The 26,277-nt window shown below is 55.6% G+C and carries 29 protein-coding genes and 1 pseudogene; 13 read left to right on the top strand and 17 right to left on the bottom strand.

Going from position 1 to position 26,277, the window contains the following annotated elements; genetic code table 11:
• Positions 1 to 17: 17 nt before the first annotated feature.
• The 3 genes from casB to EBAPG3_RS08195 are packed head-to-tail and all read right to left on the bottom strand — an operon-like array spanning position 18 to position 4,823.
• Positions 18 to 605 (bottom strand): type I-E CRISPR-associated protein Cse2/CasB, encoded by a 588-nt coding sequence (gene casB, locus EBAPG3_RS08205; RefSeq protein WP_004174177.1) that lies wholly within the window; start codon positions 603 to 605, stop codon positions 18 to 20.
• A complete protein-coding gene (gene casA / locus EBAPG3_RS08200; protein WP_040851066.1) occupies positions 592 to 2,181 on the bottom strand; it encodes a type I-E CRISPR-associated protein Cse1/CasA in 1,590 nt (529 codons plus the stop codon). Before casA ends, casB begins: the two co-directional genes overlap by 14 nt.
• Entirely contained in the window at positions 2,178 to 4,823 is a 2,646-nt protein-coding gene (locus tag EBAPG3_RS08195; protein WP_004174175.1) for a CRISPR-associated helicase/endonuclease Cas3, read from the bottom strand. Before EBAPG3_RS08195 ends, casA begins: the two co-directional genes overlap by 4 nt.
• A gap of 439 nt (positions 4,824 to 5,262) precedes the next feature.
• On the opposite strand from EBAPG3_RS08195, the gene EBAPG3_RS08190 reads away from it, so the two are divergent.
• Positions 5,263 to 6,960 (top strand): alkaline phosphatase D family protein, encoded by a 1,698-nt coding sequence (locus EBAPG3_RS08190; RefSeq protein ID WP_004174174.1) that lies wholly within the window; start codon positions 5,263 to 5,265, stop codon positions 6,958 to 6,960.
• 129 nt (positions 6,961 to 7,089) lie between these two features.
• Here EBAPG3_RS08190 and EBAPG3_RS08185 read toward each other — a convergent pair whose 3' ends face one another.
• The 5 genes from EBAPG3_RS08185 to glgP form a co-directional block, all read right to left on the bottom strand.
• A complete protein-coding gene (locus tag EBAPG3_RS08185; protein ID WP_004174173.1) occupies positions 7,090 to 7,575 on the bottom strand; it encodes a VOC family protein in 486 nt (161 codons plus the stop codon).
• The gene (locus EBAPG3_RS15165; protein ID WP_004174172.1) at positions 7,568 to 7,711 is read right to left on the bottom strand and encodes a hypothetical protein; all 144 of its coding nucleotides are present in this window, start codon (positions 7,709 to 7,711) and stop codon (positions 7,568 to 7,570) included. Before EBAPG3_RS15165 ends, EBAPG3_RS08185 begins: the two co-directional genes overlap by 8 nt.
• Before the next feature lie 25 nt (positions 7,712 to 7,736).
• Positions 7,737 to 8,144: a hypothetical protein gene (locus EBAPG3_RS15415; protein ID WP_004174171.1), complete on the bottom strand. Its 408-nt coding sequence runs from the start codon at positions 8,142 to 8,144 to the stop codon at positions 7,737 to 7,739.
• Between the two features lie 2 nt (positions 8,145 to 8,146).
• Complete coding sequence (locus tag EBAPG3_RS08175; RefSeq protein WP_004174170.1) at positions 8,147 to 9,808, bottom strand: ankyrin repeat domain-containing protein; 1,662 nt, start codon at positions 9,806 to 9,808, stop codon at positions 8,147 to 8,149.
• Positions 9,809 to 9,935: 127 nt separating this feature from the next.
• Complete coding sequence (gene glgP, locus EBAPG3_RS08170) at positions 9,936 to 12,500, bottom strand: alpha-glucan family phosphorylase (RefSeq protein ID WP_004174169.1); 2,565 nt, start codon at positions 12,498 to 12,500, stop codon at positions 9,936 to 9,938.
• 201 nt (positions 12,501 to 12,701) lie between these two features.
• Here glgP and EBAPG3_RS08165 point away from each other — a divergent pair, with 201 nt between their 5' ends.
• The 7 genes from EBAPG3_RS08165 to EBAPG3_RS08135 all read left to right on the top strand — a co-directional run bounded on the left by EBAPG3_RS08165 (position 12,702) and on the right by EBAPG3_RS08135 (position 18,152).
• A complete protein-coding gene (locus EBAPG3_RS08165) occupies positions 12,702 to 13,040 on the top strand; it encodes a hypothetical protein (protein ID WP_151898891.1) in 339 nt (112 codons plus the stop codon).
• On the top strand, positions 13,040 to 13,288 hold the full coding sequence (locus EBAPG3_RS08160; protein WP_004174167.1) for a hypothetical protein: 249 nt from the start codon (positions 13,040 to 13,042) through the stop codon (positions 13,286 to 13,288). The genes EBAPG3_RS08165 and EBAPG3_RS08160 overlap by 1 nt, the downstream gene beginning before the upstream one ends.
• A 62-nt stretch (positions 13,289 to 13,350) precedes the next feature.
• Complete coding sequence (locus tag EBAPG3_RS08155) at positions 13,351 to 14,076, top strand: hypothetical protein (RefSeq protein WP_004174166.1); 726 nt, start codon at positions 13,351 to 13,353, stop codon at positions 14,074 to 14,076.
• Positions 14,069 to 14,548, top strand: a complete 480-nt coding sequence (locus tag EBAPG3_RS08150) for a CYTH domain-containing protein (protein ID WP_004174165.1) — start codon at positions 14,069 to 14,071, stop codon at positions 14,546 to 14,548. Before EBAPG3_RS08155 ends, EBAPG3_RS08150 begins: the two co-directional genes overlap by 8 nt.
• A 1-nt stretch (position 14,549) precedes the next feature.
• Positions 14,550 to 15,239: an endonuclease/exonuclease/phosphatase family protein gene (locus EBAPG3_RS08145; RefSeq protein ID WP_004174164.1), complete on the top strand. Its 690-nt coding sequence runs from the start codon at positions 14,550 to 14,552 to the stop codon at positions 15,237 to 15,239.
• Between the two features lie 298 nt (positions 15,240 to 15,537).
• Positions 15,538 to 16,464, top strand: coding sequence for a cation diffusion facilitator family transporter (locus EBAPG3_RS08140; RefSeq protein ID WP_004174163.1), 927 nt, complete (start codon positions 15,538 to 15,540; stop codon positions 16,462 to 16,464).
• A 299-nt stretch (positions 16,465 to 16,763) separates the two neighbouring features.
• Positions 16,764 to 18,152, top strand: a complete 1,389-nt coding sequence (locus EBAPG3_RS08135) for an alkaline phosphatase PhoX (RefSeq protein WP_004174162.1) — start codon at positions 16,764 to 16,766, stop codon at positions 18,150 to 18,152.
• Between the two features lie 122 nt (positions 18,153 to 18,274).
• Here EBAPG3_RS08135 and EBAPG3_RS08130 read toward each other — a convergent pair whose 3' ends face one another.
• The gene (locus EBAPG3_RS08130) at positions 18,275 to 18,634 is read right to left on the bottom strand and encodes a VOC family protein (RefSeq protein WP_004174160.1); all 360 of its coding nucleotides are present in this window, start codon (positions 18,632 to 18,634) and stop codon (positions 18,275 to 18,277) included.
• A 97-nt stretch (positions 18,635 to 18,731) separates the two neighbouring features.
• Between EBAPG3_RS08130 and EBAPG3_RS08125 the strand changes: the two genes are divergently transcribed.
• The gene (locus EBAPG3_RS08125) at positions 18,732 to 19,880 is read left to right on the top strand and encodes an IS4 family transposase (RefSeq protein WP_004177414.1); all 1,149 of its coding nucleotides are present in this window, start codon (positions 18,732 to 18,734) and stop codon (positions 19,878 to 19,880) included.
• 20 nt (positions 19,881 to 19,900) lie between these two features.
• Here the strand turns inward: EBAPG3_RS08125 and EBAPG3_RS08120 are convergent.
• From EBAPG3_RS08120 to EBAPG3_RS15560, 3 genes and pseudogenes are all read right to left on the bottom strand, one after another.
• Positions 19,901 to 20,080: pseudogene (locus EBAPG3_RS08120) on the bottom strand (VOC family protein); the annotation flags it as partial.
• Between the two features lie 18 nt (positions 20,081 to 20,098).
• Positions 20,099 to 20,452, bottom strand: coding sequence for an ArsR/SmtB family transcription factor (locus EBAPG3_RS08115; RefSeq protein WP_004176971.1), 354 nt, complete (start codon positions 20,450 to 20,452; stop codon positions 20,099 to 20,101).
• Positions 20,453 to 20,580: 128 nt separating this feature from the next.
• The gene (locus tag EBAPG3_RS15560; protein ID WP_257789913.1) at positions 20,581 to 20,709 is read right to left on the bottom strand and encodes a hypothetical protein; all 129 of its coding nucleotides are present in this window, start codon (positions 20,707 to 20,709) and stop codon (positions 20,581 to 20,583) included.
• A gap of 105 nt (positions 20,710 to 20,814) precedes the next feature.
• Between EBAPG3_RS15560 and EBAPG3_RS08110 the strand changes: the two genes are divergently transcribed.
• Positions 20,815 to 21,357, top strand: coding sequence for an SRPBCC family protein (locus EBAPG3_RS08110; RefSeq protein WP_004176969.1), 543 nt, complete (start codon positions 20,815 to 20,817; stop codon positions 21,355 to 21,357).
• 185 nt (positions 21,358 to 21,542) lie between these two features.
• Here the strand turns inward: EBAPG3_RS08110 and EBAPG3_RS08105 are convergent, their stop codons facing one another.
• The 5 genes from EBAPG3_RS08105 to EBAPG3_RS08085 form a co-directional block, all read right to left on the bottom strand.
• Entirely contained in the window at positions 21,543 to 22,067 is a 525-nt protein-coding gene (locus tag EBAPG3_RS08105) for a hypothetical protein (protein ID WP_004176965.1), read from the bottom strand.
• Entirely contained in the window at positions 22,064 to 22,288 is a 225-nt protein-coding gene (locus EBAPG3_RS08100; RefSeq protein WP_085921994.1) for a hypothetical protein, read from the bottom strand. Before EBAPG3_RS08100 ends, EBAPG3_RS08105 begins: the two co-directional genes overlap by 4 nt.
• A gap of 2 nt (positions 22,289 to 22,290) precedes the next feature.
• Positions 22,291 to 22,932, bottom strand: coding sequence for a hypothetical protein (locus tag EBAPG3_RS08095; protein WP_151898890.1), 642 nt, complete (start codon positions 22,930 to 22,932; stop codon positions 22,291 to 22,293).
• Positions 22,933 to 23,020: 88 nt separating this feature from the next.
• Entirely contained in the window at positions 23,021 to 23,707 is a 687-nt protein-coding gene (locus tag EBAPG3_RS08090; protein ID WP_004176961.1) for a DUF6475 domain-containing protein, read from the bottom strand.
• Positions 23,694 to 24,665: a YdaU family protein gene (locus EBAPG3_RS08085; RefSeq protein ID WP_004176959.1), complete on the bottom strand. Its 972-nt coding sequence runs from the start codon at positions 24,663 to 24,665 to the stop codon at positions 23,694 to 23,696. The genes EBAPG3_RS08090 and EBAPG3_RS08085 overlap by 14 nt, the downstream gene beginning before the upstream one ends.
• 235 nt (positions 24,666 to 24,900) lie before the next feature.
• On the opposite strand from EBAPG3_RS08085, the gene EBAPG3_RS08080 reads away from it, so the two are divergent.
• The 3 genes from EBAPG3_RS08080 to EBAPG3_RS08070 all read left to right on the top strand — a co-directional run bounded on the left by EBAPG3_RS08080 (position 24,901) and on the right by EBAPG3_RS08070 (position 26,240).
• The gene (locus tag EBAPG3_RS08080) at positions 24,901 to 25,446 is read left to right on the top strand and encodes a helix-turn-helix transcriptional regulator (protein ID WP_004176957.1); all 546 of its coding nucleotides are present in this window, start codon (positions 24,901 to 24,903) and stop codon (positions 25,444 to 25,446) included.
• A gap of 270 nt (positions 25,447 to 25,716) precedes the next feature.
• Positions 25,717 to 26,010 (top strand): hypothetical protein, encoded by a 294-nt coding sequence (locus EBAPG3_RS08075; protein WP_004176955.1) that lies wholly within the window; start codon positions 25,717 to 25,719, stop codon positions 26,008 to 26,010.
• Positions 26,007 to 26,240, top strand: a complete 234-nt coding sequence (locus tag EBAPG3_RS08070; RefSeq protein WP_004176953.1) for a hypothetical protein — start codon at positions 26,007 to 26,009, stop codon at positions 26,238 to 26,240. The genes EBAPG3_RS08075 and EBAPG3_RS08070 overlap by 4 nt, the downstream gene beginning before the upstream one ends.
• Positions 26,241 to 26,277 lie beyond the last annotated feature (37 nt).

The following is a 26,277-nucleotide window of genomic DNA, read 5'->3' as shown; positions in this document are numbered from 1 at the left end:
TGGTAAAATTAGTTGTTTTATTTTCTGGCTTCAGCAGTGAAAAATCGTCCGGCAATCCTGAGACGTGTGACTTCCGCTTTTTCTTCGTCGCGTTCCTGATTAAGAATCAGTCCACCCAGTTCGTGCCAGTTGGGCTCCACATTTTTGCTGGCGAGCAGTCGCAACAAGCGTGGCAATATTTGGCGGAAGGCATCCCCGCGGGACGTGAGAAGCTTGGTCACGCGGGATTCGGACACGTCTGCCCTGCTGAGTTGCTGCCCCAGACTCTGGCTGATGTCGTGCCCAGCTAGAGCCATGCCATGCGCGATCAACGACCAGCGTTGCCATGTTTCTACTTGCCATGTGTCCGGCTCAAGCCCGGCATAAATCAATGCTCGCGACAAGGCGGCGATTTGATGAGGCCGCAATTCGCCATCGGGGTCCAGCCGCGCCAGTGCAGCACGTTCCCCGTTATCAAGACCGTGCGCGTCACCCGAAAAACGGGAGGCCTGGGCAATAATGTGCGCCAAGCGCGAGATGGGCTGCTCCTTTCCGCCATTGAAAGCGATTTCGTCACTTACTGGTTTTTCGGGCTGCTGCCGTGGAACAGCATCAGACAGGCTCATGCGCATTCTCCTTGTTGGCGGTTAAATGACGATAATAATTCGCAAGAGTGGGAAGCGTTTTGTCACTACGCAAACCACCGTGAAGCCTGCTCAAGGCGGCCGATTGCGCGCGGTAGCGCTGTTCGCTACTTTGGGGGCCGGTAATAAAAGCATTTCTAAGTACAACCTCGGCACGATCCGCCATAGATAAGAGCCACTGCAAGCGCGCACCGCCAGGATCATCGGATTCGATTTCGGCATTAAGCTCGTCAAAGAAGCGGGCGTCCTCAGCTTGCTCAAATGATCTGATGAACTCATTGGCTTTATTTTTTGCGCTGTCCGAAAACCTGTCTTTTACAGCACCTTGATCAAATAGCGTAGCCATGGCGGTCCACAAGACACTACGTATTTTGCTAATCGCATCAATGCGTTCACCAGCAATTGTTGCGGAGAGGTCAGAAGGTTTCTGCATGAGCAGCATGCGAACCTTCGGGGAAACAGGAATACGGCGCTCATGGTAACCCTCGGTTTTTCCCTGACCGCGTGTGATGCCTTGAGCCAGCACCACTACGCCCTCCGTGCCATCGGTAACGTCAAGTATTTGTGCCGAGGGGCGTTGAAACTTGTTACCAAACACCAGTTCAGCAGCTAATTGGTAGTCGAACCCTTTCGAGGTAATGGTCAGTGCTTTGCCCGCGGCTGTGTCAACGGGCATCCAGGCATCGCCAGTAATACCTTTGCGCTCTTCGGCTTCTACGCGGGCGGCTTTGCTACCTTTTGCGATCGCACCAATCGATCTACTGCCGCCAAGCAAAATCAAACGAATGCGACGACAGATTTCAATATAAAAAGGATCAAGGGAGGAGAAAGCCAAGCTGTCGTCCCCAGTCCATGCTGGCAACCACAGGAGTTGGATGCCGTTTTGAACACGAAGGCCTATATGTTCGGCAATTTCGGCGCGATGGTTCAGCAATGCAGCAACATCTCTTTGCCAACGGCGTCCCCAATACCCCTTGGGAACCACACCGAGAGCAGGGCGGTTTGCAAAACCGCCGTTCATACGAGAAATTCCATAGTTGCCTGCCCCTAGAAATCCCTCCTGTGTTTGCAGGCTGATCAGCCCCATTAGCCAGTCATCTGGTTCAGCTTGTCTCATCCGGGCAGCTTTCAGATCGTGGTTTTTTGAAGTCACCAGCATGTCCAACTCATCGGGCGTGTATAAGATATTTTTCCAATCACTGGTCCTGCCGTCTGGGACCGGCGCTTGCATAAAAGCGGGTTTGTCATGCGGTGCAATCAAGCACCAAGGCGCGCCGTCAGGATGTTCAGGCGTTAGCGCCAGCAGGGCATCTCTCCATGCCTGTTCCGATGCAAAAGACTGGTCCTGCCCAGCGCGGTGCAAAGCCATGGCGGCGAGCTGCACCAGAAAGGCGTGCCACGGGTGGCGTTGGTGCGGGCGTAGCGCCGGAAAATCGCGCACTTCATCGTGCGCCAGCGCTACAAACAAGCGGGGTAAATTATATTTGATGGGTTGGCCGCCGCTAACGTCTCGCGCACGTATCAGCGGCTCACCAAGCAAAGAGTATTGAAGCGTCACGGCAGCCCTCCAGTATCGGCACATAGAGTATCGTTCATGCGTTCCAACCCAAGACGAGAATAGCTAAATCTCGCTTCACCCAAACGGAAGGTAAGGCTTGTTTTAGTCTGGTTAATGTCGCTTGACAAAACGTCAAGCGACAGATCTTTGGGCAGCAGATGATGACGAACCGGCAATTCCTTGATCGGTACGCCAAATGCACTGGGCAATTCAAGATTGAAATAAAGAATGCGGTCTTGCGCACCCAGCCGGGTGGCAATTTGTACATCTCTCGGGAATTCCTGCTCACCAAATACTTGCTCGACATCCAATGCGTGCAGATGTCCAACCGTTCTTTGTGCACTGGTTTCCCCTTCGATCTTTTGCCCCAGAACTTGCCAGCTTTCACCGTTTTTCACCTGAATGACCCTTAGCCTATCGGGATGCGTTGCACTTTCCACCAGGTAGCGATTGTCAGCCGGAATCAATACAACAGGTCGCTCAATAAGCAATTCTCGGGTGGCTTCCAGCACGCGTAAATCGGCATAGACTCCGCCGCCATTATGAAATCTACCCAAGCCATGACGCGATTTGGCAATTAACGGATTAAGGTCGTGCACCGCTGGCGTTAGAACCCATGCCTTTGCTGACTGGAATGCCTGGGGACGTTCGGATGCCGGACGAACATGGCGGTGCAGCCGTCCTATGCGCTGCAATAACACGTCCATTGGGCACAAGTCAGTAATCAATAGGTCCGCATCGATATCCAGGCTTTGCTCCAGTGTTTGCGTGCCTACCACGATAAGTGCTCCAGGCGGGCGTTGCTTTCCAAGCTGCGCTTCAATGGCCTTGTCCATGACAGGCCGGTCCTGCCGGCTGAAGCGGCTGTGGTGCAAAGTGACTACGCCATTGACGGTGAATAGCCAAGTCTTGTCTGGAATATTTTCCTCGATGGCAGCCAAGGTTGCGATGGCATCTATTACAGTATTGCGAATCACCAGAACCTTCGCACCAAGCCTGGCCGCATCTATCGCCATGTTCGCGATCCTGTCGGGTGCGCCGATAATGTCATACGCTGCCCAGGTCACCTTTTTGGTGCCCCCAGCCGCCTCAACCGCTTGCGTCTGACTGTAGTCGGAAATCGCCGGATAAGGAACGCCACACGCTGCTTCGAACGTCATGGACTTCGCTTGTGGGCTCTCCACATGGGGTGCAAGCGCCAGATAACGGTTTCGCGCACTGGAACCCAGCGTGGCGGAAAGCAACATTGCGTGACCGCCATTATTGAGATGGGCCTTGAGCAGGCGTTCTAGCAGCACTGTCATGTAAGGGTCGGATGCATGCACTTCATCCACCACCAGCAGGCTGCGTGCTAGCATGGCGTGACGCAAGTGGGCATGGCGCACCTGCAATGCGCCCAGCAGGGCCTGGTCAACGGTGCCAACGGCTATCGGCGCGGCAAGGAATCGCTTGGCGGATTCCGCCGCCCAGCGCCGGTGAGCTTCAGCATCGTCCGGATTGTCCGACCATAGCACATCAAAATTCGGTAAATAGGTGGCGTCCCCGCCATCGGCATTCACATAGCCGGGCAATGCGCGTACGGTAACTGGCGGATTTTCTATCCATAAATTCCTGACGACAGCTTGAGTGCGGTTGTAAATCTGCGACGCGGCAACACGGGTCGGCAGGGCAAAATAAAGGCTATCCACCAGCCCGGCACGGAATAAATGCACGAACCGCCATAATGCCGCCTCGGTTTTGCCACTGCCAGTTTCTGATTCAAGTATGACTAATGGACCCAGCCGGTCATTGCTCATGGCTGCTTGAATGGGCCGCGGTTCGGCAATGCCAAAGGTATCTGCAAAGCTGGGTGGATGATGCTTCAGCTTGTCGCGCCAATTGTCCGCATCCAGGCCAATGGCAGAAACAGCTTTACGGGCCCTTTCCCTGGCCGTAACAGCTCTATCCTCTTCTTTTTCAGAGTATGGAAAGAATTTCGTATCAGACCCCAACCAGTCGGCCAATTGAACCAGGCCCGCGAACAAGTGCCCAAAAGCGGGTGCATCCGGTAGCGACCTGCCACCGGGTTCAAAAGCTTGCGGAAAAAGCTCTACAACACGCTTACCCATTTCATTTAACACCAGAGCAGGATCGTAAGCCCCCCCTACTTTCTTCCAGATATTCTTGCTCCAATCCGCTGGTGTATCCTTGAGAGGACGGCCATGATGGCTGATACTAGCCACCAGCAATGGGGAACAAGCATCTCCCCAAGTATCCATCTGATCAACAGGCAAGAGTGTTGACAAGTGATCAAGCCGGTTAGATGGATCGAAAAGTTTGAAGGCTTCGATACCATGTCCCGCATGACAAGGCCATTCTTTAGGAATATCGTGTAGATTTTTCCATCGTTTGGCCTGAAATCCGCTATTCGCCTTGCCGACATCGTGCAGAAAAACCAGCACGGAAAGGCGCTCGATATCACGCTCATCTAGCAACGTTCCCGCTGCTTCCCGCATGGATCGACGAATAGATCGGCACGCGCACAGACATTCAAAAGTAGCTGCCACGTCGATCATGTGATCGATCAAGGGATGCCAGCCGATAACAGCATCAAATTCATTGCGCTGGAGTTTTCCAAAAGCATCTGACGGAAGTATTACCATTCGACTTTTATAGAAACGGTGTAGTAAATATCAAAACGGCTGCCACAGTAGCTCCTGTTCTACAGCACGAAAGTGAGCTACAAACGGCACACAAATGCGGCAAACAGGGTAATCCGGCGCTAGCAAATAGCTGTTCCGGCTTAGCTCGTCGAGCCGACACATAGCAGCATGTCAGCATTGAATACAGGGCAAACGCCATGGAACGCAACATCTACAGTATCAGATACTGCTGAGCTATGGAAATTTGTGATGTTGGATGACTATCTCTTACTTCCATCGCATGCCAGGACCTCACCGGGGGTTAACTCAAATCGGGCGGCCCCATTAAATATCCGGTCATAAAATTAATTTGGTCTATCATTAAGCTTGCGGCCCATAAGAAAATTCATGCCGTACGATTGCAATGAATTCGTTTGAGTAACTTCTCCGGTGACCAATCATGAAAACTTTCCATTTCTACGACCGGGGCTCCGATCGCCCCTGGATCAACCCCATGCTCACCAACGCGGTGATAGTCGGCCATACCACGGCCACCAGCACCAAACTCTGGATGCGCGCTTATCAGCCGAACAGCTATCGCATGGTGATCTGCCCCGAGCCCTTCTTGGGTCCCGATGAGGTCGCCACCGATTGGAACCCCGAAACGAAGATTAAGAAGGGAAAGGAAATCTTTTTACTGAAAAACATCCATAGCGGCGAGAAGCGCGAGATCGCCAATGCCGTGCTCACGGACAAGGCGGATCTGGTGTTCGGGCAAGACATCACGAAAGTCTGGGAAATCGATGGCTTGAAGCCCGGCCAGCGCTATTATTACGCGGCCTTTGCCCTGGACCTGGCGGCAAGAAAAACGCCGTGGGAAATCGTGCCGGATAATAAAGTCAACCGTTTCAGAACACAGAGCGGTTCGCAGGAGTCCATGACTTTCGGTCTCTTCAGCTGCCATATGCCATACAGGAAAAATTCGTTTGATCTCGTGAATATTCACATGTGGGACCGGTTCGGCGACGAACTTGAACAACGCAATGGCGAATTTATACTGGGTGTCGGCGATCAGGTCTATGTGGATGGCAATTCCAATGTCAGCATATGGGAGTGGCTGAAAAAAATCCGCAAGGAATTCATGCAGGAAGTGAAGCCGGAAGACCGCGTCGAAGTGATGCGCTCGTGGTACCGGGATATCTACCGGGGCTACTGGGGCCATCGCCAACTACGCAATGTATTCTCGCGCTTCCCTATTTATATGATGTGGGACGACCATGAAATCCTGGACGGCTGGGGCTCTTACGATGCCAAGGAAAGAAGAAACCTGCTGGACTCATGGTGGGACTGGGGCGACGATGACGAGAAACTCCTGCTCCTCAACCAGATGTATGAAGCCGCGAAACTTACCTATCACGAATATGAGCATTCGCATAACCCCGAGACTCCCGCGAACCAATTCGATTATGCCTTCACCTGGGGCACGGCGGCTTTTTATGTTCTCGACATGCGTGGGCAGCGCGACTATACCCGCGCGACCGACGATCGAATTCTCGGCCAGGCCCAGATGCAGCGTTTCAAGGATTGGCTTGGCTCCAAGACAGTCAAGAACGCGGAATCGATTTTTGTGGTTTCGCCTGTCCCCGTTGTGCATGCGATGAGCTTTGTTGTCAATTATCTCGATATTCTCGGCGTAGCCGACGATATGCGCGACGAATGGGAGCACGAGAGCAACTGGGTGGAGCGTGACGTGCTGCTGGATGCCGCCTTTGCCGCAGCGAAAGCCCAGGGAAAGTCACTTTATTTTCTGAGCGGCGACGTGCATATCGGCGCGGCGTTTCGCATGACCCACAAGAAGTATCCGGATACCCGCATTTATCAATTAACATCGAGCGCCATCACCTATGACCTGCCCTGGGCAAAAGCTTCCGCCCTTGCGCTGATTGTCAGGGATAAGGGACTCTTGCAGAGGGATGCGGAACATAGCGAACCCAATGTCGCGTTCCAATTGCTCATGGAACCTTGCAAGACCAACAATTTTGCGGTTATTAACGTGCAACGCAACGATCAGGGGCAGACCGAGGTGCGCTGGGATCTTTACGGTTCAGCGGAGCAACGCGCGACGGTCACCAAACTGGAGCGCCTGGTGCTGATTTAATCTGAATCCGGCAACGCCCGACCCACAAGTGCAGTAAGCGCAGGGCGACAATAAGCGAAGCGCATTGCGCCGCCTGATGAAAATCCGTTTAAAGAAAAACGAGTATTCGGAAGTCGGGCGGCCCCGCTCTTACATCCGCTGCGACAGCGGATACTTGCCGGTGAGCACCCAGGCTTCCGTGGGGAGGCGCAACGACGTGCTCAAGTATTCCATGCGGATGCCCATCTTGTCGGGTGCGGTAATGATGGCATTGGCGGTTTTGCCGCACTCCGAACTTATCAGCGCCTCGATGCCGATGCCTTGTTGCTTTAGTTTCTGTATCCTGCCCTCGATATCCGGTTCCCAGATGCCGAAGTAAAGAATCCGGCCTGCATTCTTTTCCGAAAATATCCCGTTGCCATTGGCTTGAATTAATTCCAGATAGGGCGATCGCGCCCTTGAATACGCGGCGGTCACCTTTATGCTCTCGGTTTGTTGGGTTTGCGGATTCTCGATGCACAATACGCTATCCGTGGGTTCGGTAAACTTTACGTTTAACACATTCGAATAATGCTCAACGGCTTCCGCGAAATCATGGACGAGTATTCCGATATGATAATAGGGAGAATCAAACATTTTGCACCTCGTTTTTAGTGGAAAAATTATTTTTCATTTTCTGGCAGGCGATAATGGACAGGGATCCAGGACGGGGACGATTGGCGGAACCCACCACCATCATGCCGCGACTATGGGTGGATGCAATAACCGGCATGCCACTGACTCCATGCGGTGATGCATCAGGGAAGCGGCCTGGGCGCCTGAGCGGGCGGGGGTGGGGTCGCGGCTGCCAGGCTCTTGCTCAGTTCGCGCCGGTATTCAAGAATTTGCTTCGCCTTGGCCGATTCGGAAATGGATTTGTCGCCACGCAGGGCGGAACAGTAAGCGGAAAACATCATCTGTTCGAGATAAAGCCTGTCCGCCCCGGGAAGCTTTCCCATCAGGTCATTGGTTGCTGATTTCACGCGCGTTTCCAGTTGCGAACCCGTTACCGGGCCGATCTTTGCAACCTCTGCCCGCACGGACGTCTCCCAATCCTTGTTCGCCTGCACCGGCGGCGCCGGGCAGTCCAGTGCAAAAACGTTGAACGCGGCGGCCAGCATCACCGTGGCGTAAACCGTACCCGAAATAAATCTGCAATGTGTCATTGTCATTTCGCTCCCGCCTTTTTCAAAATCCGGATCATGTCCGTTCTGGCCTGCTCCTTCAGATCCTCTTCCGCGTAATTCAACGTGGTCTTGCCGTTCGCATCCTCGTCGTTGACCTTGGCGCCCCTGCGAAGCAACGCCTGAACCGTCTCGATTTGCCCTTGCCGTACCGCCAGCATGAGCGCCGTTCTACCTTTTATGCTTTTAGCATTGATATCCGCGCCCGCATCAAGCAGTGCCCCCATGTTATCGACGTAGCCGCGCATGGCCGCCCACATCAGCGCTGTTGACCCATCGTTGTTCCGGATATTGACGTCGGCACGCTTCTCAAGCAGGGCGCGCAGGAGTTCAACGTCGCCTCTTTCTCCCGCTGCCCGCATGACAGCAGTTGATCCGGTATTGTCTCTGGCGTTTGGGTCGGCGCCTCTGTCCAGCAAGGCATGAATGGTATCGATGCCGCCTCTGAATTCCAGGGCGATGAGCAAGGCGGTTTTGCCGTCGTTGTTGGCAAGGCCGGGATCGGCACCCCGCGCGAGCAGCATATCCAGCATGGCCTTCCTTTCTCCTCCCTCCCGAGCGGCCATCATCAGCGCGGTCCATCCTCCTCCCAGCCAGCCGCGACATATGCATTTCGTGTTGATGCCGGCGCCGGCATCCAGCAGGGTCTGCACGAGCAGGACACGGCCCTCTCTCGCCGCGCTCAGCAGAGCTGTCCAGCCCTCATCATCCTTTGCATTGACGTCGGCGCCCTGTTCCAGCAGGAAGCGGATCGCGTCGCTCCGGTCTGCTTCACTTACGTTGACAATTGCCGACCCTGCTGCATCTTCGAGCGCCTCATTGACGAGATGCTTGTCTGCACCCTGCCTCAGCAACATTCGCAGCACTTCGGCGTGCCCACTCCCCGCAGCACTCATAAAGGCCTTGTTGAGCGCATCATGATCGGCTCCATGATCCAGCAAAATTGCCAGAACATCCCTGCGATCACTCGAGGCGGCCCAGGAAAGAGCGGTATAGCCCCCCTGATTCCGTTCGTTGACATTGGCCTTCGCTTTCAGCAAGGCATTGACAATCCCGGCATGGCCACTCCCGGCGGCATGCATCAGAGCGGTATTTCCATCTTCATCTTTCGTATTGGGGTCCATTCCCGCCACCAGGAATAGCTTTACCGCCTCGAGTTTGCCGTTGCCTGCGCTGTCGACAAAAGCGTCCGGCGTATACGGCAACGGAAGCCGCTCCAGTTCCGCCCGCGCCGCGTCCATGGCCGAAGCCCCGCGTTGACCGGAGCCCTGGGTGCCCTGCAGGGCTCTCTTGAGCTCGAGGTTATAGGCCCTGATGCGAGCGCTTTTCTGCGACTCGGTAAGAGCAGGATCGTCGCGCAGCGCCGAACAATAGGTGGCATACATCATCTGTTCAAGATAAACCCTGTCCGCCTGAGGGAGCTTGCCCAGCAGGTCACGCGTGGTGTTGCGGGTAAGCTTTTCCAGTTCCGCGCCCTCGGCGGAACCGATCCTGTCCACGGCAGCCCGCACCTCGACCTGCAAATCCTTTTGTGTCTGCTGGGGAATGCCCGGACAGTCCAGGGCTTGGCTTGCGCCAGGCACCAGCAGGATCGTGCACCAGAAAAGGCGTATTCCGCGCGCCGCGCGTGAGCGCCAGCCTCCCATCGGGCGGACCCGATCATTCCGCGATATACGCGGGACAGGCCACGGCTTCGAGCGCTCAGTCTCCGCAGGTGGCCGGCATCGATACCAGGCTGGCGTCAGCATGGCCTGGTGGATCTGATGAGCGCATTCACCGCTGCCATAGAATTTCGGGCGCTTCCAGGGGAACCGTTGCCTCCTCGTGGCGAGGTATGAGCCTGGCTGTATAGTCCGATGCCGGGCGATCCGCAGGTAAGCGCGCATGATAAGCGTAGCCCGTGGCTGCGGCCACGAGCTGATGCAGGCGCGCCATCTCCTGGCGTACCGGTGCGCCCCCCGGAATTCCGTCAGCATACAGCTCGACCCGCACCGCCTCCGGGTCGAGATCATTGAGATACATATGCACCAGGAACGCATGCTGTCCGCCTTCAGTCTCGACCGTCATTTCGCCGAAACGCAAGGCGGACCATTTTTTTGCCAGCGCTTGCTGCCAATCGGACACCCGCGCACCGGCCGCGCCGTTATCGGCGCTCCGTTTATGGTAAGCCGCCGCAGCTGGAAGATAGTGGGACTCCGTATATTCCCGCACCACGCGATTGGTTGAAAAACGAGGCGTCAACTGAGCCATGCTGTTGCGCATGCGCTTGACCCACGCGGTTGGAATGCCTTGGGTATCCCGGGCATAGAACTCAGGGATCACTTCATGTTCCAGCAGATCGTAAAGGGCCTCGGCTTCAACGGCGTCCCAGGCGGGATCATCCCCATGCTCCTTGCCATCGCCCAACGCCCATCCCACCTCCGGTGTGTAAGCTTCCGCCCACCACCCATCCAGCACCGACAGGTTGATACCTCCATTGACGAGCACTTTCATTCCGCTGGTTCCGCTCGCCTCCCATGGCCGCCGTGGCGTATTGATCCACACATCCACCCCCTGCACCAGTTGCTCGGTCAAGTGCATGTCGTAGTCGCCCAGAAAGATCACGGAGGCGCGCGCCCCGGTATGGCGAATGAAATAAATCCATTTGCGGATCAAATCCTTGCCAGCCTCGTCCGCCGGATGAGCCTTACCTGCCATGATAAGCTGCACCGGGCGCTGCGGATTATTCAACAGGCGCAGCAACCGCTCGGGATCGTGCAGCAGCAGATCCGGTCTTTTATAGGTTGCAAAACGGCGTGCAAACCCCAGGGTCAAGGCATCGGGGTCCAGCATGCCCTTCGCGGCCTCGATCGCCGCCGGCGGCGCCCCCGATGCAGTCAACTGCCGGGAGAGCCGCTGCCGGACAAACTCGACCAGAGTCTTGCTCGCGGCGCAGCGGAATTGCCACAGACCGACGTCGGGCACGGAGAAAATCTTCTGCTCCAGCATCTCGGTCGTTTCCACCCAGCGGCTTTTTCCGCAGGCCTGCGTCCAGAGATCGTCCGCGGCGGCAGAATCCCAGGTCGGCATATGGACGCCATTGGTCACGTGCCCGATGGGTACCTCATCAATCGGCCAGCGCCGGAAAAGTGATCCAAAGAGATGCCTGCTTACTTCCCCGTGCAAGCGGCTCACGCCATTCACCGCACCGCTCCCGCGAATTGCCAGGTAAGCCATGTTGAAAAACTCGGATGAATCATCTCGATTCTGACGGCCCAGCGCCAGCAAATGATGGCATGTGATGCCCAGCTCTTTTTCCGCATAATTACCCAGGTATTGTTCGATCAGGCCCGGGGAAAAACGGTCAAAACCGGCAGCTACCGCTGTGTGCGTGGTGAAAAGATTACCCGCGCGCGTGATGGACAATGCGGCCTCAAAACCATGACCCGTCTCCTTCATGCAATTTCGGGCACGCTCCAGCACTGCAAAAGCGGCATGGCCTTCATTCAAGTGACAGACTTCCGGCTTGATACCAAGCTCGGCGAGTAACTTCCATCCGCCTATCCCGAGCACCAGTTCCTGCATGAGGCGCAGTTCCGATCCCCCACCGTAAAGCTCGCTGGTGATGCCCCGGTGCGCGGGATAGTTGGCCGCGTCATTGCTATCCAGCAGAAACAGTCTTGTCCTGCCGACCTGCACCTGCCAGGCACGCAGCCAGACCGAATAGCCGGGCAGCTTGAATTCCAGCCGCAGCCACTCTCCGTTTGGGCGGCGCAACGGTGTGATGGGCAACTGGCCGGGATCATTATAGGGAAAAAGTGCCTGCTGGGCGCCGTCCTTGTCGATTACCTGGCGGAAATAACCCTGCTGGTAGAGCAGCCCCACGCCGATGACCGGGACACCCAATTCGCTGGCGGCCTTGAGCTGGTCACCCGCCACATTGCCCAGTCCGCCCGAATAAATGGGCAGCGCTTCGCTGAGCATGAATTCCATGCAAAAATACGCGACACAAGTCAGGGGTGATTGCGGATGCGTTTGCTGGAACCAGGCGGGCGCCGCCACCCCGTCGCTTCTGTCCTGCATCAGACCGGCCAGGTCCTTGCAGAAAACGGGATTGGCGAAATTACTCTGAAGTTTCTCCCTCGAGACCGTCTGCAGCACAACCCATGGATTATGCGTCAGGCCCCATAGTGCAGGATCCAGTTGTTTCCATATGTGGTCCGCGCTGTGATTCCAGGTTGTTCGCATATCCAGGGCCAGCTCCGCCAGGGAATCGTATCCCTCTACATCCCTCGTGGATGGGAGCCTGTAAAGCAGTTTGCGATCTGATGTCTGGTCAGCCAACTCCTGATCCTCCATTGTTTCCGGACGGAATCCCACGTGCCCGAGATATGGTTACCAATTGCGGAGCCCCCGTCAAGGACTCTCTGAGCAAGCCCGATGGGGGATTATGTTCGGAAGCGAACGGAACGCCGGCGCGAAGCAGCCCATAGTAATGTAATGGCGATTAGACCACCCTGTATTCCCGGGCAGGAAAACTGAATGAATCAGGAGCCGATAATGGAAAAAGAACCAGCGATCAGGTTAACCTGGCATGGTCATGAAACGGTTGAATCCATACCCGCGCTCCTCGATCAAGCCGGGCAGATAGAAGTTATCCTGCCGCTCAACTATAACCACACCTTGTTTCACAGGCTTCATCCTCATGCGCCCGCCGCCGAGCTGGAAGATATCGATGTTTCCGGTGGTCCGGAACTTCTGGCAAGGATCGCAACGATTAACGGCCTGGAGAAACTTGACGCGCTCGTGGGCATGCTGACCACCGCGCGGGCGGTGGTACGGATTGTCAGTCCGCCGAAAGTGGTCATCAAGCTTCCCGCCATGAATTCGGGAGCGTGATGAGAGCAGCCTCTATCCTTAAACCGGGAAAAAACTGCTGGCGAACCGAACGCGCCGACCGGATTGCCTTTCTCGTCGATGGAGCGCATTTCTTTCGCGCCTTCCGGGAATGGATGCCGCTCTATAAGAAGGAATGGAAAGTCCACCCACGCCTGCATTTTCATCATCGCTGCCATTGTCGTCAGGGGCTGGTCATTCTGGCGCCGGGAGGGGCGGCGGCGGAATACCCGGCTGCGAGCCCGGACTGATTGAACCGGCTCATGATTTACCGTTGAATCATTTTTTACTTACAGAAAAGAGGGAGGCTGAAATGATTGCACAAATAATAGACATGCCCAGGGAGATACTGGATGCGGGGAATACGCCCCTGGACGCGCCCGTTTTCCGGCTGGCGGCAGTGAATGAAATCATGCCACGCTTCGAATTCCGGATTTTCGGGCACGGTTTCAACAAGATGGAACAACGTATTCGCAAAGCCGCACCTTGCGAATCAATCAATGAAAGCAGGGAAATTTATATTCTCGGTAATGAAAACAGCGATCGCAATGTCAAAATTCGCGAGGGCAAACTGGAATTCAAACGCCTGATCGACCGCGTCAATGGACTGGAACGCTGGAAACCCACGGGATCAATGGCATTCCCCATCGAACGCGCGGCCATTCCCGACAGCCTTTTTCCGGTTTCCGCGCTGGAACGGGCCTTGCCCTTTCCCGACTCATTGACCGCGATGGTAACCGAGAAAGAATTTCTTCATCATGTCACCCAGGACAGCCTATGCGGCCACCGCCTTTATCGCGCCAACGTGTTCAAGCGCCGCTCCCGTTTCACCTTGCAGGATTGTCCGGTAGAGATAGACTGGATATTGGTCAACGGCGCGGCTATCGAATCCATCGCTATCGAATCCCCGTACGCTGAGCAGGTACTCACGGTGCAATCCGCTCTGGGGCTGGAGCAATTTGAAAACGTCGCCTATCCGCTGGCTGTCTCCCGTATCCTGGGAATCCGCCCCCTGCCGGATGCGAAGGGCTATGAATAAGGAAATTGAGCGCAAGTTTCTTGTTGAAGACAAAAACGCCGATAGCTGGCGCAACGCAATCTACAGCGAAATCCGCCAGGGCTACCTGAGCGTCGACAAACAACGCACGGTGCGCGTGCGTATCGCGGGGGATTCCGCTTACCTGACGATCAAGGGTATTACCGCAGGCGCCACGCGCGCCGAATACGAATACCCGATTCCTGTTGCCCACGCCCGGGAGATGCTGGATGATTTGTGCCTGCGGCCCCTGATCGAGAAGCGGAGGTACCGCGTCGGGTACGGCGGACTCGTATGGGAGGTGGATGAATTTTACGGTGACAATGCCGGCCTGATAGTGGCCGAGGTCGAGCTGAAAAGCGCACAGCAGGTATTTGACCGACCCCCCTGGGCGGGCGAGGAAGTGACCGACGATCCCCGCTATTACAACGCCAACCTGGTAAACCACCCGTATACAAAATGGAAAAGCAGATGAGATGGGAACGCTAACGCTCGCCACCTACAACATTCATGCCTGTGTCGGGGCAGATGACCGCTTCGAGCCTGAACGCACCGTGCAGGTGCTGAAGGAGCTGGATGCGGATGTCGTGGCGCTGCAGGAAGTGGAACATCATGAGGTTGACGGCCACGATCTGCTCGATTATCTAGCCGCGAAAACCGGGTTGACCGCCGTTGCCAGCCCTACTTTATTGCGCAGAACCCGGCACTATGGCAACGCCATACTGACAAGGCTTCCCATCCTGAGGGTGAACCGGGTCGACCTGACCCTGCCCGGACACGAGGCGCGCGGGGCGATCGATATCACCCTTGATGGAGATGGGCGCCGCGTGCAGGTAGTCGCGACCCATCTTGGGCTCATGCCCTGGGAGCGGCGTCAGCAGGTCCGCGAGCTGCTCAAGCTTTTCCACATCGGTTCCGCGAATATTTATGTGCTGATGGGTGACCTGAACGAATGGTTTCTCTGGGGACGGCCTCTGCGCTGGCTGCACGCACACTTCAAGCGCCCTCCCCACTGCGCAACCTTTCCCGCCCGCCTGCCTTTCATGGCGCTTGACCGCCTCTGGGTGCACCCGCGCAAACGGCTCGCGAGGGTGGAGGCTCATGCCAGCGACCTCGCGCGCGTGACATCCGATCACCTGCCCTTGAAAGGCATTATCGAAATGTAAGGGGTGTGCGCCAAGGCGCTTTTGTTTGTTCCTTCCTGTGCGCCCCGCAGCCCCTTTTCTCGATCAGGACTTCCCCCGGGCATGCAGCTCCGTTCCGCGGTTTTGGGGGATAAACGAACAAGAAGAGATTTGAGATTTTGCCTGGCAATCTTGGAAACATGCCACGATTAGGCATGTCTGCAGCATCATGCTTAAGGTTCACGATCCTCGTTGCGGAAAGTAGAGTGTTCGCCGATTCAGACGCAACGCAGCTGCTGTGCAGGCAAAACCAACGAAATCCCGGACATGAGGGAAAACCATGACCAGGCATGACCATCTCCATCCACGTGGCCATACGCAGCCGCATGCATCCAGGAATTTGACAGCTGCTTTTGCTGCCGGCATCGCCCTCAATCTTGGTTTCGTCGTCGTTGAAGCGATTTATGGCCTATTGGCCAACTCCATGGCTTTGATAGCCGATGCAGGACACAATCTCGGTGATGTGCTGGGGCTGGTGATAGCGTGGATTGCCATAGTGCTCGCACGGCGCGCGCCTTCTCAAAATTACACCTATGGCTTGCGGCGCGCCACGATTCTGGCTGCGCTCGTTAATGCGATGCTGCTCCTGGCAGCCGTCGGCGCGATTACGATTGAAGGTATACGGCGCCTGTCGGCACCGGGTGAAATCGCCAGCGTCACGGTCATCGTCGTGGCCGCGGCAGGCATCGTTGTCAATGGCGTTACAGCGTGGCTGCTTGCCCCCGGAAACAAGGATGACATTAATTTGCGGGGTGCCTTCTTGCACATGGTCTACGACGCACTGGTTTCACTCGGCGTAGTGATAACAGGCGGCGTAATGTTTCTCTCGGGCTGGACATGGCTTGATCCCGTTGCAAGCCTTGCCATCGCCGCCATTATCCTGGCGGGAACATGGGGTTTATTGCGTAATTCAGTGGGCATGTCGCTCGACGCGGTCCCGGCCGGGCTCAAGCTGGATGAGGTCAGTGCTTTTCTCGGGGAACAGCCCGGCGTGACAGCGATCCATGACTTGCACATCTGGTCGATGAGTACCACGGAGACAGTGCTGACCTGCCATTGTCTGATGCCAGGGGGCCATCCAGGCGATGAATTTCTGGCGCAGCTTGCGCATGAACTGCAGGAGCGCTTCAAAATTGACCACGCGACAATCCAGATCGAAATACATGAGCACATTCCATGTGCGCTCGAACCGGATCATGTGATTTGAGTATTCTCGTTTCCAGGCCGATAGATAGGCGCTATTATTTTGCAGGGATGAAGGAAATTAATAATAACTTCTTGCCCCTCACCTGCCGTCTGGATCGAACAGCCTACGCTAACAAATCCCCCCGAAGCATGTCCTGTCATGTGCCGGCGTTATATTTTTCCTGTACCGTAAAGCCACACCCGCCACAAGCCGGGGTCGGAAAATCCAGGATTTGCGCGGTTCCGAAAAAAAACGCGTAAACAGCCGGACTGCCAGTACATCTTAAAACTCAATATCTCAATTTCTTGGAGTCCCTACCAATGTTCAAGCAGAAAAAACTGAGTATCCTTGTTTCAGGAGCACTTATCGTCATGGCGGGAGCAGCGCAAGCTATCGCCGCGGATACCCATTTCGACAATTTCACCCCGCTGCCCGGCAATGTGGCGGCTGGTTTTCTCCCCGAAAATGCTCCGTTCCAGTTGTCTTCACCCAATTTCTCGCAGATCCGGATTGCTGATCGCACCACGCAGCTCGGCCTGGGCGAAGCCAACTCCGGTAATTGGGACATGATCACCGCCAACGAGACCGGTCCTGATGCCGGCCGCTACCTGTTCAGCCCCTTTGAAACTTCCGCTGCCGGTGTGCAGCGCACCGATTTGATGACGGGACTAACCAAAACCCTCGTTCAGCCCGGCACGCAAGGCTTCGTCTCCGGTGATGCCTCCCGCTGGACACCCTGGGGCAGTTACCTGACCGCGGAAGAATCCTGGGGTGCCGGCAGCACCAAGGGCCGCCTGTTCGAATTGACCAACCCGGTGACCGCCACCGGCACAGGTGACTCCAATTTCGTGAATCGCTCGATCCTGCCCCACGTATCGCATGAAGGCCTGGCTTTCGACAAGGACCACAGCCTGTACTTCATCGATGAATTTAATGGTGGCAGCGTATACAAATACGTCTCCGCCAACCCCAATGCGACCAATGGCGACGACTATTTCTCGGCGGGTCAGACCTTCGCCATGCTGGTCAATGGCGGCGGCAACGCCAATGCGGTGGGTTCCTTCACCTGGGCGCCGATAACCAATGCCACCGGTGGCGCGCTTGCGGGCGTATCCGTTCTGAATACGGATGGCAGTATCGATGGCCGCTTGACAGCCAACGCCGTGCAGGGAACCGATTACCAGCGTCCGGAGGACATGGAGATCAAAACCCTGGCGAATGGCGATGAAATGGTGTTTGTGACCACCACGACCACGCATGAAGTGTACTCCATCAACCTCGGCTCCAATGAGGTGAAGCTCTTCGCAGGCCGCGACACGCTCGATCGGGCTACCGGCCTGGCAGTGGGCACCTCGCTGACCAGCCCGGACAATCTTGCGGTCGATGCCGCCGGCAACGTCTACATCGTCGAGGATCAACCCGGGGGTGTCGCTGACATCTGGTTCGCCCAGGATACCAACAATGATGGCGTAGCCGAATCCATCGCACGCTGGGCTTCCATGTCCACCATAGGCGCGGAACCCACGGGCCTTTATTTCGACAAGTTCCATGCCAATATCGCCTACGTAAACATACAACACCCGGATAGCCTCGTGGACAGCACCATTCTGATCTCCGCTGTGCCTGAACCCGAAACCTACGCCATGATGCTGGCGGGTCTGGGCTTGATGGGTGCGGTGGCGCGTCGCAGAAAAACAACCGTCCGGTAATCCGGATTCAAGTCCAGTCCAATGCAAAACGGGAGCTTCGGCTCCCGTTTTGCATTGTGTTGCATGACACTCCTGACTCTCTGGATCTATGCCACTACGGCCGGGTTCTCCACACCCCGATGTCAGCAGCAGACTGACCCCTCCTGCTTGCGAGCAGTATCATTTGGCTTGGCGGGTGTGCAGCATGCACCGGATTCCGCGGCTTTGGGCTTGGGCGCGCAGCACGCGGCGGACCGGGCGGTCTTGGATTTCCCGGGTGTTTTTGGCGTATCCACGCCATAGATTTCCACCTCGCCAAGCGTGTGGTAGGTTTCCCAGGCTATGCCCTGCGGGTCGGTAATCCAGTATTTATCCGAACGCGCGTAGCAGCATTCCGTATGTGGCTGATCGAGTGCGGCGATCCCGGCCTCGGCCACGTTCTGGCGCAATTCTTCGAGCTCGTCATCCGAATCGACTTGCAATCCCAAATGATCAAGACCCACTGCTGTCCCACAAAACCGCTAAAAAAGGCCTGAATATCCTTTGTTGATTTACAATGAGTTTCTCGACAACTCTTTGAAAGACAAAGGAATCCAAGCCATGGCGCATTGTAATACAGTCTTCTTGCAACTGCTTAAAATTGTTGGCAGACATGAATTTGAAGCGATCGCTTCTTTGCATCACCAAGGCCAGAGGTTGCGCAAGACCAGCCGCTGGGCACAGTTTGTTGCCATGGTATTTGCACAGTTGAGCGGGCGGCAGAGTTTGCGTGATATTGAAACCAACCTGCAAGCACAACGCCAGCACAGCTATCACTTGGGCAGCGCGCCCATTTCCCGGTCCAGTCTGGCACGCCTGAATAACCAGCAACCCGCTAGTTGTTACGAAGCGCTGTTTTACCGTCTGTATGAGCGCTGCCTCAAGCGGGCACCCAAGCACGGCTTCCGCTTTAAGAATCCGCTTTATGCGCTGGATGCTTCTCTCATTGATCTATCGCTCAAGCTTTTTCCCTGGTCGCATTACGCGTTGGGAAAAGGCGCCATGAAGTTACAGGTTGGACTGGATTTAAGAGGCAATCTGCCCGCATTTGCCACCCTCACGGAAAGCAGGAAGGCGGATAGCGAGTGCGCCAAACTGCTTGCCTTGCCCAAAGGCAGTATTGTGGTATGTGATCGCGGCTACAATGATTATTCCTGGTACAAGTTACTGACCGGGCAGGGGGTCTTTTACGTCACCCGACAACGGGGCAACGCCACTTATGAAGTTATTGAACGGTGTGCCGTTCCTGTTCATTCGAGCGTCATCAGTGATGCAGTCATTCGCTTCAATTCGTACCGCTCGTGCCAGAAGGAGCTGCCCAACGTGCGCCAAGTGGTCTACCAGGATGCGCAAACACAACGGGAATACATCTTTATCACCAACCATTTCAAGCTGTCCGCGCAAACCATTGCTGCCATTTATAAGCAGCGCTGGCAAGTGGAGTTGTTTTTTAAATGGATCAAGCAAAATCTCAAGATCAAATCGTTTTTGGGCACCAGCAAAAATGCCGTGATGACCCAAATCTGGATTGCCATGTGCGTCTATTTGCTGTTGGCATTCATCAAATTCAGTCATCAAGTGGCAATATCTCAGCAACAAATCCTGAGGCTGCTCGCACTTAACCTGTTTGCAAAACGGGACCTGATTAGGCTGATCAAGACTGAACCGCCGCCGGGTGATCATCAACCCATCCAGGGAGCTTTATGGTAATGACAAATTGTGGGACAGCAGTGATCAAGACCTGTTTTTGCACCGCGGTTTGAAATCGCGAAATTGATCCGCGGCTCCTCGATCATCCATTTCGCATAGTCGGTTTTTGTGACGGTTGGCGGGATACCGAACACCGCGGAATAAAAGCGGATATTGACATCAAGATCATCGACGGCGATGTGAACGTGGAAGCGTTTCATGATTATCTCCTTATAGATTCAGGTTTTCGATTTCGGCGGACAACAGCCGCCCAGCGCGTTTTCGACTACGGTGAGACATGCCTCAGGCATTCCCTGGCAGCAGTTTTGCGTGAGGAAGGCCATGATCCCGGCCATGCGCTCGAAATCAGCGGCATAGTAGATGAATCGCCCTTCCTGGCGCGGCGAGATCAGGCCCGCGCGGTTGAGTTCCTTCAAATGAAACGAAAGTGTCGCCGGCGCGACTTTCAGCATTTCGCCAATCTGCCCTGCAGGCACGCCTTCCGGCCCCGCCTGAACCAGCAGGCGAAATATCGAAAGGCGTGTTTCCTGGGCGAGTGCGGCAAGGGCCGCGACAGCTTCCTTTATTTCCATGTTTCCAGTATTATAGAAATGTGAGATAAAGTCAAATATATTCTAAAAAGAGAAAAGAAAACCGGGATCGGTTTTTGGGATGGATTTCCGGGGCTCTCGAAAGTGGGAAGCGATGCGAAGGATTCTCGTCATCCTGTCTTCGGCCCATCCGGGGCAACTTCCGGCATCCCCTCCACAGCCGGTTGCATCCACAGGTCTGCGAGATGATGCATTACGTTGACCACCGCACAGATCGCGCCCACCTGAAAGTTCATCATCACACCAGCCGATTTGTTCGTTCCGTGCCCAAGCATTTGAGTGGGCGAATCTTTTTTATAAGCTGCTGCCGTCTTGAAGCAGATCCAGTCCTGAAGGAGATCAAAATGTTAGCAAAAATTTTAACGATCGCGACAATTGCCGCTGGCGGTATATTGTTATCGAAACAGCTCAGAAAATCCCGCGAATCAGGAAAAACGACAATCGAAGAATCCATCGAAGTGAATGTGCCCGTCAGCACTGCGTATAACCAATGGACCCAATTCGAGGATTTTCCCAGATTCATGAAAGGCGTGCGTGAAGTACGGCAGCTTGACGATACCCATTTACACTGGCGTGCCGAGGTAGCCGGCAAAGAGGAAGAATGGGATTCGGAAATTACCGAGCAAATCCCGGATAAGCGAATTGCCTGGCGCAGCACGAGCGGAGCTCAAAACGCCGGTGTCGTGACCTTCCACAAGATTTCCGATTCAACAACCCGGATCATGCTCCAAATGGACTACGCACCTAAGGGTTTCATCGAAAAGGCCGGGGATGCGGCAGGTGTTGTAGAGACAGAAACCCGGGGAGATCTGGAGGATTTCAAGAAATTCCTGGAAGAACGCGCGAGCGAAACCGGATCATGGCGTGGTTCGGTACCTCAGCACTAACGGCCGGACTTAAGGAATCGAAGCAGAAAAGGACTGGGCGAGGATAGCGCCAACGCCCAGTCCCGCCAGAGAAAAGCGGGGGCAATACCACGGCCGGTGATCATTCGTCTGGCGCAGGAGCCCGGCACATGAAGTTCTGGCAGAGCTGATGCGATGATTTCCTTTAACTTCATATCGGGTGGCCTTTACGAAACCAGACCCGAGGATGCATCCCGCAACAGCCCCCTGGCCTCCATTTCCATGCCTAATCTATCCATCGCCTGGGCATGGATGACATCCAGCGTATCATAAGCCTGGTTGCGGTAGGACACCGCCTTGAGCATGCCGCACGACATGGATTTGCGTATCTCGCGCAGCCCTATTTTCTCGCCGCAGTAGGCGCGGATGATCTGCTCGATGCTTCGGCGACTGTGGAGCCCCGTGCCAAAATTCGCCGCCAGATGGTGCGTCAGCAGCTCGAACCCGCTGGCTTCCCTGCCGAACTGGACCCGCACGTAGGCCATATGCACCGAAGGCAACACGCGCTCGCATAAGCTGAGTATCAGCGCCGCCTGGGCATGGCGGTCATGCACCGTCAGTTCGCCATTCCCGGCCATGCCCCCCGTCCTGCTGGCTTCGCGCATGTCATTGACGGACGATATTTTCACGATTGGCCTGTTACTGGTTTCATACGCCCATCTCAGGGCGCGCTCCGGGCTGCTGAATTTCATTTGTCATGCTCCTTGTGTTGATATGAAAGGCAACGCTTGCCGTATTTGCGGCCTTTTCCGCAGTACTTGATGGATTGTGAAATCACGTGGACCGTTTCCTCGTGCCGGCAGCCGTGGCACGACTGCGCTCGCCTGCGCGCGACCACATACTCCGGATTTCCATACTCCCAGCGCTCGAGACCTGGCGACTCGCAATCCGTACCGTTTTTATGCATCGCCACTTTCACCATTCCTGCCACCCTCCCTGGCCGGGTTTGTCATTCGATGTTGCGACGGAGCCCTGCATCACCTGTTTTGCCGCTTTCAGCCGCCTGCAGGTCGGCGCGATATCCTCCACACCCTCGATCGCGCACCACAGGGCGAGCCCATCTTCAATAAACCCCGCCCGGATAAATGCCGCGCCGATATCCTGCCAGCGGCATTCGCGATCGGCCTTCGACCAGGCCACGCCGCCGCCAACCCCGGCGGCGGAGCCGCCCAATGAGTAAGTGTCACGGCACGGCGCGGTCGGCACCATCAACCCGAGCCCGATATTCGGGTTGTTGCGCACGCCATGCACACCCAGATTCATGGTCTGGCTGTTTCCGGTGTTGTAGGCTGCCCCGCCCTGCCCTCCCGTTGCCGTGGCAACGGCGGTTTGCGTCTGGATCTGTTGCGAGTTCGACAAGGCGCCGGCGGCCGCCGCGGCCTGAGAAGCTGCCTGGGTGCCCAGACCCAGATCGATCCCGGGACCGGGCAGGACTTGCGCCCCGGCCTCGATATGAAAAAACACCATCATTGCCGTCAGGGCTGCCAGCCCGGCTTTCAACCAGGACTCCTTCATTGGATTTGTTTCTCGTAAATGGACTGCCGGAGATTCCATCATGTTATTTCCTTTTCTCTTGTTTTCGACGATATTCATTGATTCTGGGGTATTTTTAATGCTTTTCGATGCTTTTATATTCTTTATCATCTTATGTTTGACATGCTTTTTCCTTGCCCGCTTTCTGACTGGTCTCCTCATTCAGAAACACCACACTCGCCGTTTCCTCCAGTTTGTCACGCAACTGCCTGAATCCAAGCGCGGGCTTGTCCGCACCACCGCATAGCACCTGCGCGGCCAATTGCTCATTCCCGATCAGCACCGGCGGATCAGTCCTGAAACCTTTCTGGTTGTTATGCGCCGTCACCATGCCGATCAGGTTGGCTGGATACTCCGGATATTCGTTGCGCGAGCGAAATCCACGATAGCGATTCTCGAATTCCTTCGCCACGAATGGCCATTCATCCTCGCCTTTGGTCCCCAGCGCAATCCAGCCGCCCATATCCTGTATCACCCGATGGATCAGCGCATCGTCGAACACCACGTCGCAATATGTCCCGATACGGCGCACCGCCTGATCGACCTTGGCCCAGGCGCGTAGCGCGGAATCCTGCGTCGAGCCCTGCAGCATGCGGATAATGTCGGCGGGCTTGGGTGGGAACTGCCCCGCATCCGGATTCGCCAGATGACGATTGAAAGCATCCACGATCGCCGCCAAGTCATGTCCTTTGAGCGCGGTCCACCATACATCCAGGGCAAAGGTCGAAACACTGCGGCCATAAAAGCCCATCACGCCGACAATTCCGTCGTGGAATTTCTGGAAATCATTGGTTTGCATGCCGGTTTTCTCCCGATTTCGACCCTTCCGGACCGCTGACCCTCAATTCCGGGGGCAGCCAGTCTTTGGTTGCGGCCTTGTTGGATGCCTCAAGCAATTCCTGCCGGTTAGGCATCCGGCCCTGGTGCAATACCAGCTTTGCCGCCTCTTCGCGTTGCCGTTTCACTGTGCCGATAACGTAAGCAAAGTTCGCTTTGCCCTTGATGGCGGCGCTTCGTGCAGCCTCCACAAATTCCTCTTCCACCGCTCCCGCCTGCAGCAACGCCAGCAGCGTCGGATGATGCGGATTGCAAGCCTGCACGCCCTGCCGCGCCATGCTTTTGCAGCATGCACCCGCCACGCCCGGTGGCATCAGGGCTGCGGCGCCATTTTCATGGCATGCCTGGACGATGGGCTCAGGGGCAGGCAGCGGATCACCGCGCATCTCTTTGTCCGAGGGATAAATGGTTTGTGTATGGATGCTTTCCAGGCTTTTATGGAACTGGTGCTGGTGCTGGTGGGCTTCGCCGCCGGGTTCCCTTGCGGCAGCCCCGGAGGTTCTCTCAGAGGCCGGGTTTTCGGAACCCACGAATAACCCGGGGGGTTTTTGCGGAATCTCATTCCTGTTTTCATTTACGGACTCTTTCTCCTTGGAAGGACGCCCTCCCTTCCTGCCGTTGATTCTCGCAGCCTCTATCTTCGGCCGGGCTTTCGCGATTTCACGGTCTGCGCGAGCGTTATGGCGCAAGCCGTCGATTCCGGAAATGGGGAAAAATTGATCCGCGACTGCCTTGACGGCTTGTTGCTCCACCCGCGTCATTGCCCTGCAAACCCTGAAAAGTGCGGGAAGCTCTTTGGGCAACGGCTTTTCGACACTGAAATAGGTATCCAGCAACATCGTATAGGCACCGTGTTCAGCCAGGGAAAGATGCGCGGTGTCGCGCTGATAGTCGCCGCAGTAGCGTTCGTAATAATTCATTGGAATACCCTTGCTTGCTTCATCTCTTAGCTTTTAACGGGTTAAAACCCGCTTCTTTCCCGAAAACCGGATGGCTGGCCGGCTGTTTTTCGCCGTGAAATACCGATGGGAGGCATTATTACAAGTTCTACTTGTAGATGTCAAGTGATTCTTGTAATTAGACTGCAAGTGTTGCTTGTATCATTGCTATAAATTGTGGCAACACATTTCTTTGACGTACCGGTATTGCGCAAGCATGAATATTGCGAAGATTATTCGCGAGGGGCGTGAAAAACTCGACTTGAACCAATCTCAATTGGCCGAGCTGGTTGGCGTCTCTCCGCAGGCAGTCCAGCAATGGGAGTCCGGCGTGACGCAGCCCCGCGGAAAGCGGTTGAACAAAATTGCGGAAGTGCTCAAACTGCCGCCCGCGCTGATGCATTTCGGGATGCCCATGCCGCAACCGGGGCAGTTCGCGGAAACAATGCCGGCGCCATCCGAGACCGGTAAGGCAGCTTCGGGCAAATCTTCCCAAGCTGCCACCGAAGCGCCTGTTTCCGGCAGAGAAGCACTCATCAGGGAAGTTGCAAGGGCGATGCGGCACATGTCGGACGAAGATGCCTCCCGCCTACTGACGATAAGCAAGGCGCTTGCAGCCGCCGAACCGGGTGAAAAAACAGAAGAGGCGGTGATAGATCTGAAACCTTTACCCAAGCCGGATTTGGCGCCTCACCCACCTCCGGCATTTCCTGCGCGCCGGATGCCCTCGAGAGTCAAGGCTCGGGGAAAGACGGCAATCTGATAGAAGACAGCAATACAGGCATCAACAAAACCGACGGAAATTTGACCGGCGCGGGAGAAATTAGCCGAATGTATTGAAGAAGTGGATAAATCTGCGCAAGACATCTAAAATGAAAATGCATGATTACCGGCAACGGTGCATGGCGGTAATCTGCCAGAGGTTTAAAATGACCGGATGGGCGTCGGGCAAGGCGCAAGGAGGCGCAGGGTAATTCATATGCAACGACGAGCAACACCGCATGCGACAATCCAATCATTTTTGGGGGATGATATGAAATGGGGCATCGTTGCACTGCATGCTATTCTGATGGCCGGGGCGATGCATGACACGCATGCGGAAACGCCGCAACTCAGGGACCGGCAGACCGGAAAATATCTGGGCAATCTAAGCGCCAACCCGCATGATCCCAATTCCACCAGCAATCCTTACGGGCAATACGGAAGCCAATACAGCCCAGATTCGATCAACAATCCCTATGGCCGCTATGGCAGCCCATATGGCAGCGATAGCGCGAATAACCCCTACGCGACCAACCCTCCGGCAATAATCGACCCGCAGCGATGAAAACAGCGCACAAACCCTACGACAATCTGGAAATGCTGTTTGCTTTCCATGTTTCGGAAAAGGCACGTGCCCGGCAGGAGCAATATGTCCTGCAATTTCCCGAGCATTTGCGTGAATTGGAAAAACGCCATTACACGCTTGAGCGCGCGGTGAAAGAGGTGTTGGCGGAAGTCGCCGAAGTCGCCTTGCTCATCAAGGAGCTTGAATCTCTTCCTGCCTCGGGACAATAGCAGAACAATCTTGAACAGACCCATCAACTCGAATACC

Source organism: Nitrosospira lacus (assembly GCF_000355765.4).
GTDB lineage: Bacteria > Pseudomonadota > Gammaproteobacteria > Burkholderiales > Nitrosomonadaceae > Nitrosospira > Nitrosospira lacus.
The sequence above is the reverse complement of the archived record's forward strand: the minus strand, read 5'-3'. Positions and strand labels throughout refer to the sequence as shown.

Bases quoted from the DNA above. Each gene is read 5' to 3' on its own strand.
- EBAPG3_RS08115 (WP_004176971.1), bottom strand. From the start codon at position 20,452: ATGGAAATAAAGGAAGCTGTCGCGGCCCTTGCCGCACTCGCCCAGGAA.
- EBAPG3_RS08070 (WP_004176953.1), top strand. From the start codon at position 26,007: ATGAAAACAGCGCACAAACCCTACGACAATCTGGAAATGCTGTTTGCT.
- EBAPG3_RS08110 (WP_004176969.1), top strand. From the start codon at position 20,815: ATGTTAGCAAAAATTTTAACGATCGCGACAATTGCCGCTGGCGGTATA.
- EBAPG3_RS08135 (WP_004174162.1), top strand. From the start codon at position 16,764: ATGTTCAAGCAGAAAAAACTGAGTATCCTTGTTTCAGGAGCACTTATC.
- EBAPG3_RS15415 (WP_004174171.1), bottom strand. From the start codon at position 8,144: ATGACACATTGCAGATTTATTTCGGGTACGGTTTACGCCACGGTGATG.
- EBAPG3_RS08105 (WP_004176965.1), bottom strand. From the start codon at position 22,067: ATGAAATTCAGCAGCCCGGAGCGCGCCCTGAGATGGGCGTATGAAACC.
- casB (WP_004174177.1), bottom strand. From the start codon at position 605: ATGAGCCTGTCTGATGCTGTTCCACGGCAGCAGCCCGAAAAACCAGTA.
- EBAPG3_RS08190 (WP_004174174.1), top strand. From the start codon at position 5,263: ATGAAAACTTTCCATTTCTACGACCGGGGCTCCGATCGCCCCTGGATC.
- EBAPG3_RS08085 (WP_004176959.1), bottom strand. From the start codon at position 24,665: ATGAATTATTACGAACGCTACTGCGGCGACTATCAGCGCGACACCGCG.
- EBAPG3_RS08155 (WP_004174166.1), top strand. From the start codon at position 13,351: ATGATTGCACAAATAATAGACATGCCCAGGGAGATACTGGATGCGGGG.
- EBAPG3_RS08195 (WP_004174175.1), bottom strand. From the start codon at position 4,823: ATGGTAATACTTCCGTCAGATGCTTTTGGAAAACTCCAGCGCAATGAA.
- EBAPG3_RS08075 (WP_004176955.1), top strand. From the start codon at position 25,717: ATGAAATGGGGCATCGTTGCACTGCATGCTATTCTGATGGCCGGGGCG.
- EBAPG3_RS08080 (WP_004176957.1), top strand. From the start codon at position 24,901: ATGAATATTGCGAAGATTATTCGCGAGGGGCGTGAAAAACTCGACTTG.
- EBAPG3_RS08165 (WP_151898891.1), top strand. From the start codon at position 12,702: ATGGAAAAAGAACCAGCGATCAGGTTAACCTGGCATGGTCATGAAACG.
- EBAPG3_RS08145 (WP_004174164.1), top strand. From the start codon at position 14,550: ATGGGAACGCTAACGCTCGCCACCTACAACATTCATGCCTGTGTCGGG.
- EBAPG3_RS08185 (WP_004174173.1), bottom strand. From the start codon at position 7,575: ATGTTTGATTCTCCCTATTATCATATCGGAATACTCGTCCATGATTTC.
- glgP (WP_004174169.1), bottom strand. From the start codon at position 12,500: ATGGAGGATCAGGAGTTGGCTGACCAGACATCAGATCGCAAACTGCTT.
- EBAPG3_RS08090 (WP_004176961.1), bottom strand. From the start codon at position 23,707: ATGCAAACCAATGATTTCCAGAAATTCCACGACGGAATTGTCGGCGTG.
- EBAPG3_RS08140 (WP_004174163.1), top strand. From the start codon at position 15,538: ATGACCAGGCATGACCATCTCCATCCACGTGGCCATACGCAGCCGCAT.
- EBAPG3_RS08125 (WP_004177414.1), top strand. From the start codon at position 18,732: ATGGCGCATTGTAATACAGTCTTCTTGCAACTGCTTAAAATTGTTGGC.
- EBAPG3_RS08095 (WP_151898890.1), bottom strand. From the start codon at position 22,932: ATGATGGAATCTCCGGCAGTCCATTTACGAGAAACAAATCCAATGAAG.
- EBAPG3_RS08175 (WP_004174170.1), bottom strand. From the start codon at position 9,808: ATGGGAGGCTGGCGCTCACGCGCGGCGCGCGGAATACGCCTTTTCTGG.
- EBAPG3_RS08160 (WP_004174167.1), top strand. From the start codon at position 13,040: ATGAGAGCAGCCTCTATCCTTAAACCGGGAAAAAACTGCTGGCGAACC.
- EBAPG3_RS08150 (WP_004174165.1), top strand. From the start codon at position 14,069: ATGAATAAGGAAATTGAGCGCAAGTTTCTTGTTGAAGACAAAAACGCC.
- EBAPG3_RS15165 (WP_004174172.1), bottom strand. From the start codon at position 7,711: ATGCCGGTTATTGCATCCACCCATAGTCGCGGCATGATGGTGGTGGGT.
- EBAPG3_RS15560 (WP_257789913.1), bottom strand. From the start codon at position 20,709: ATGATGAACTTTCAGGTGGGCGCGATCTGTGCGGTGGTCAACGTAATG.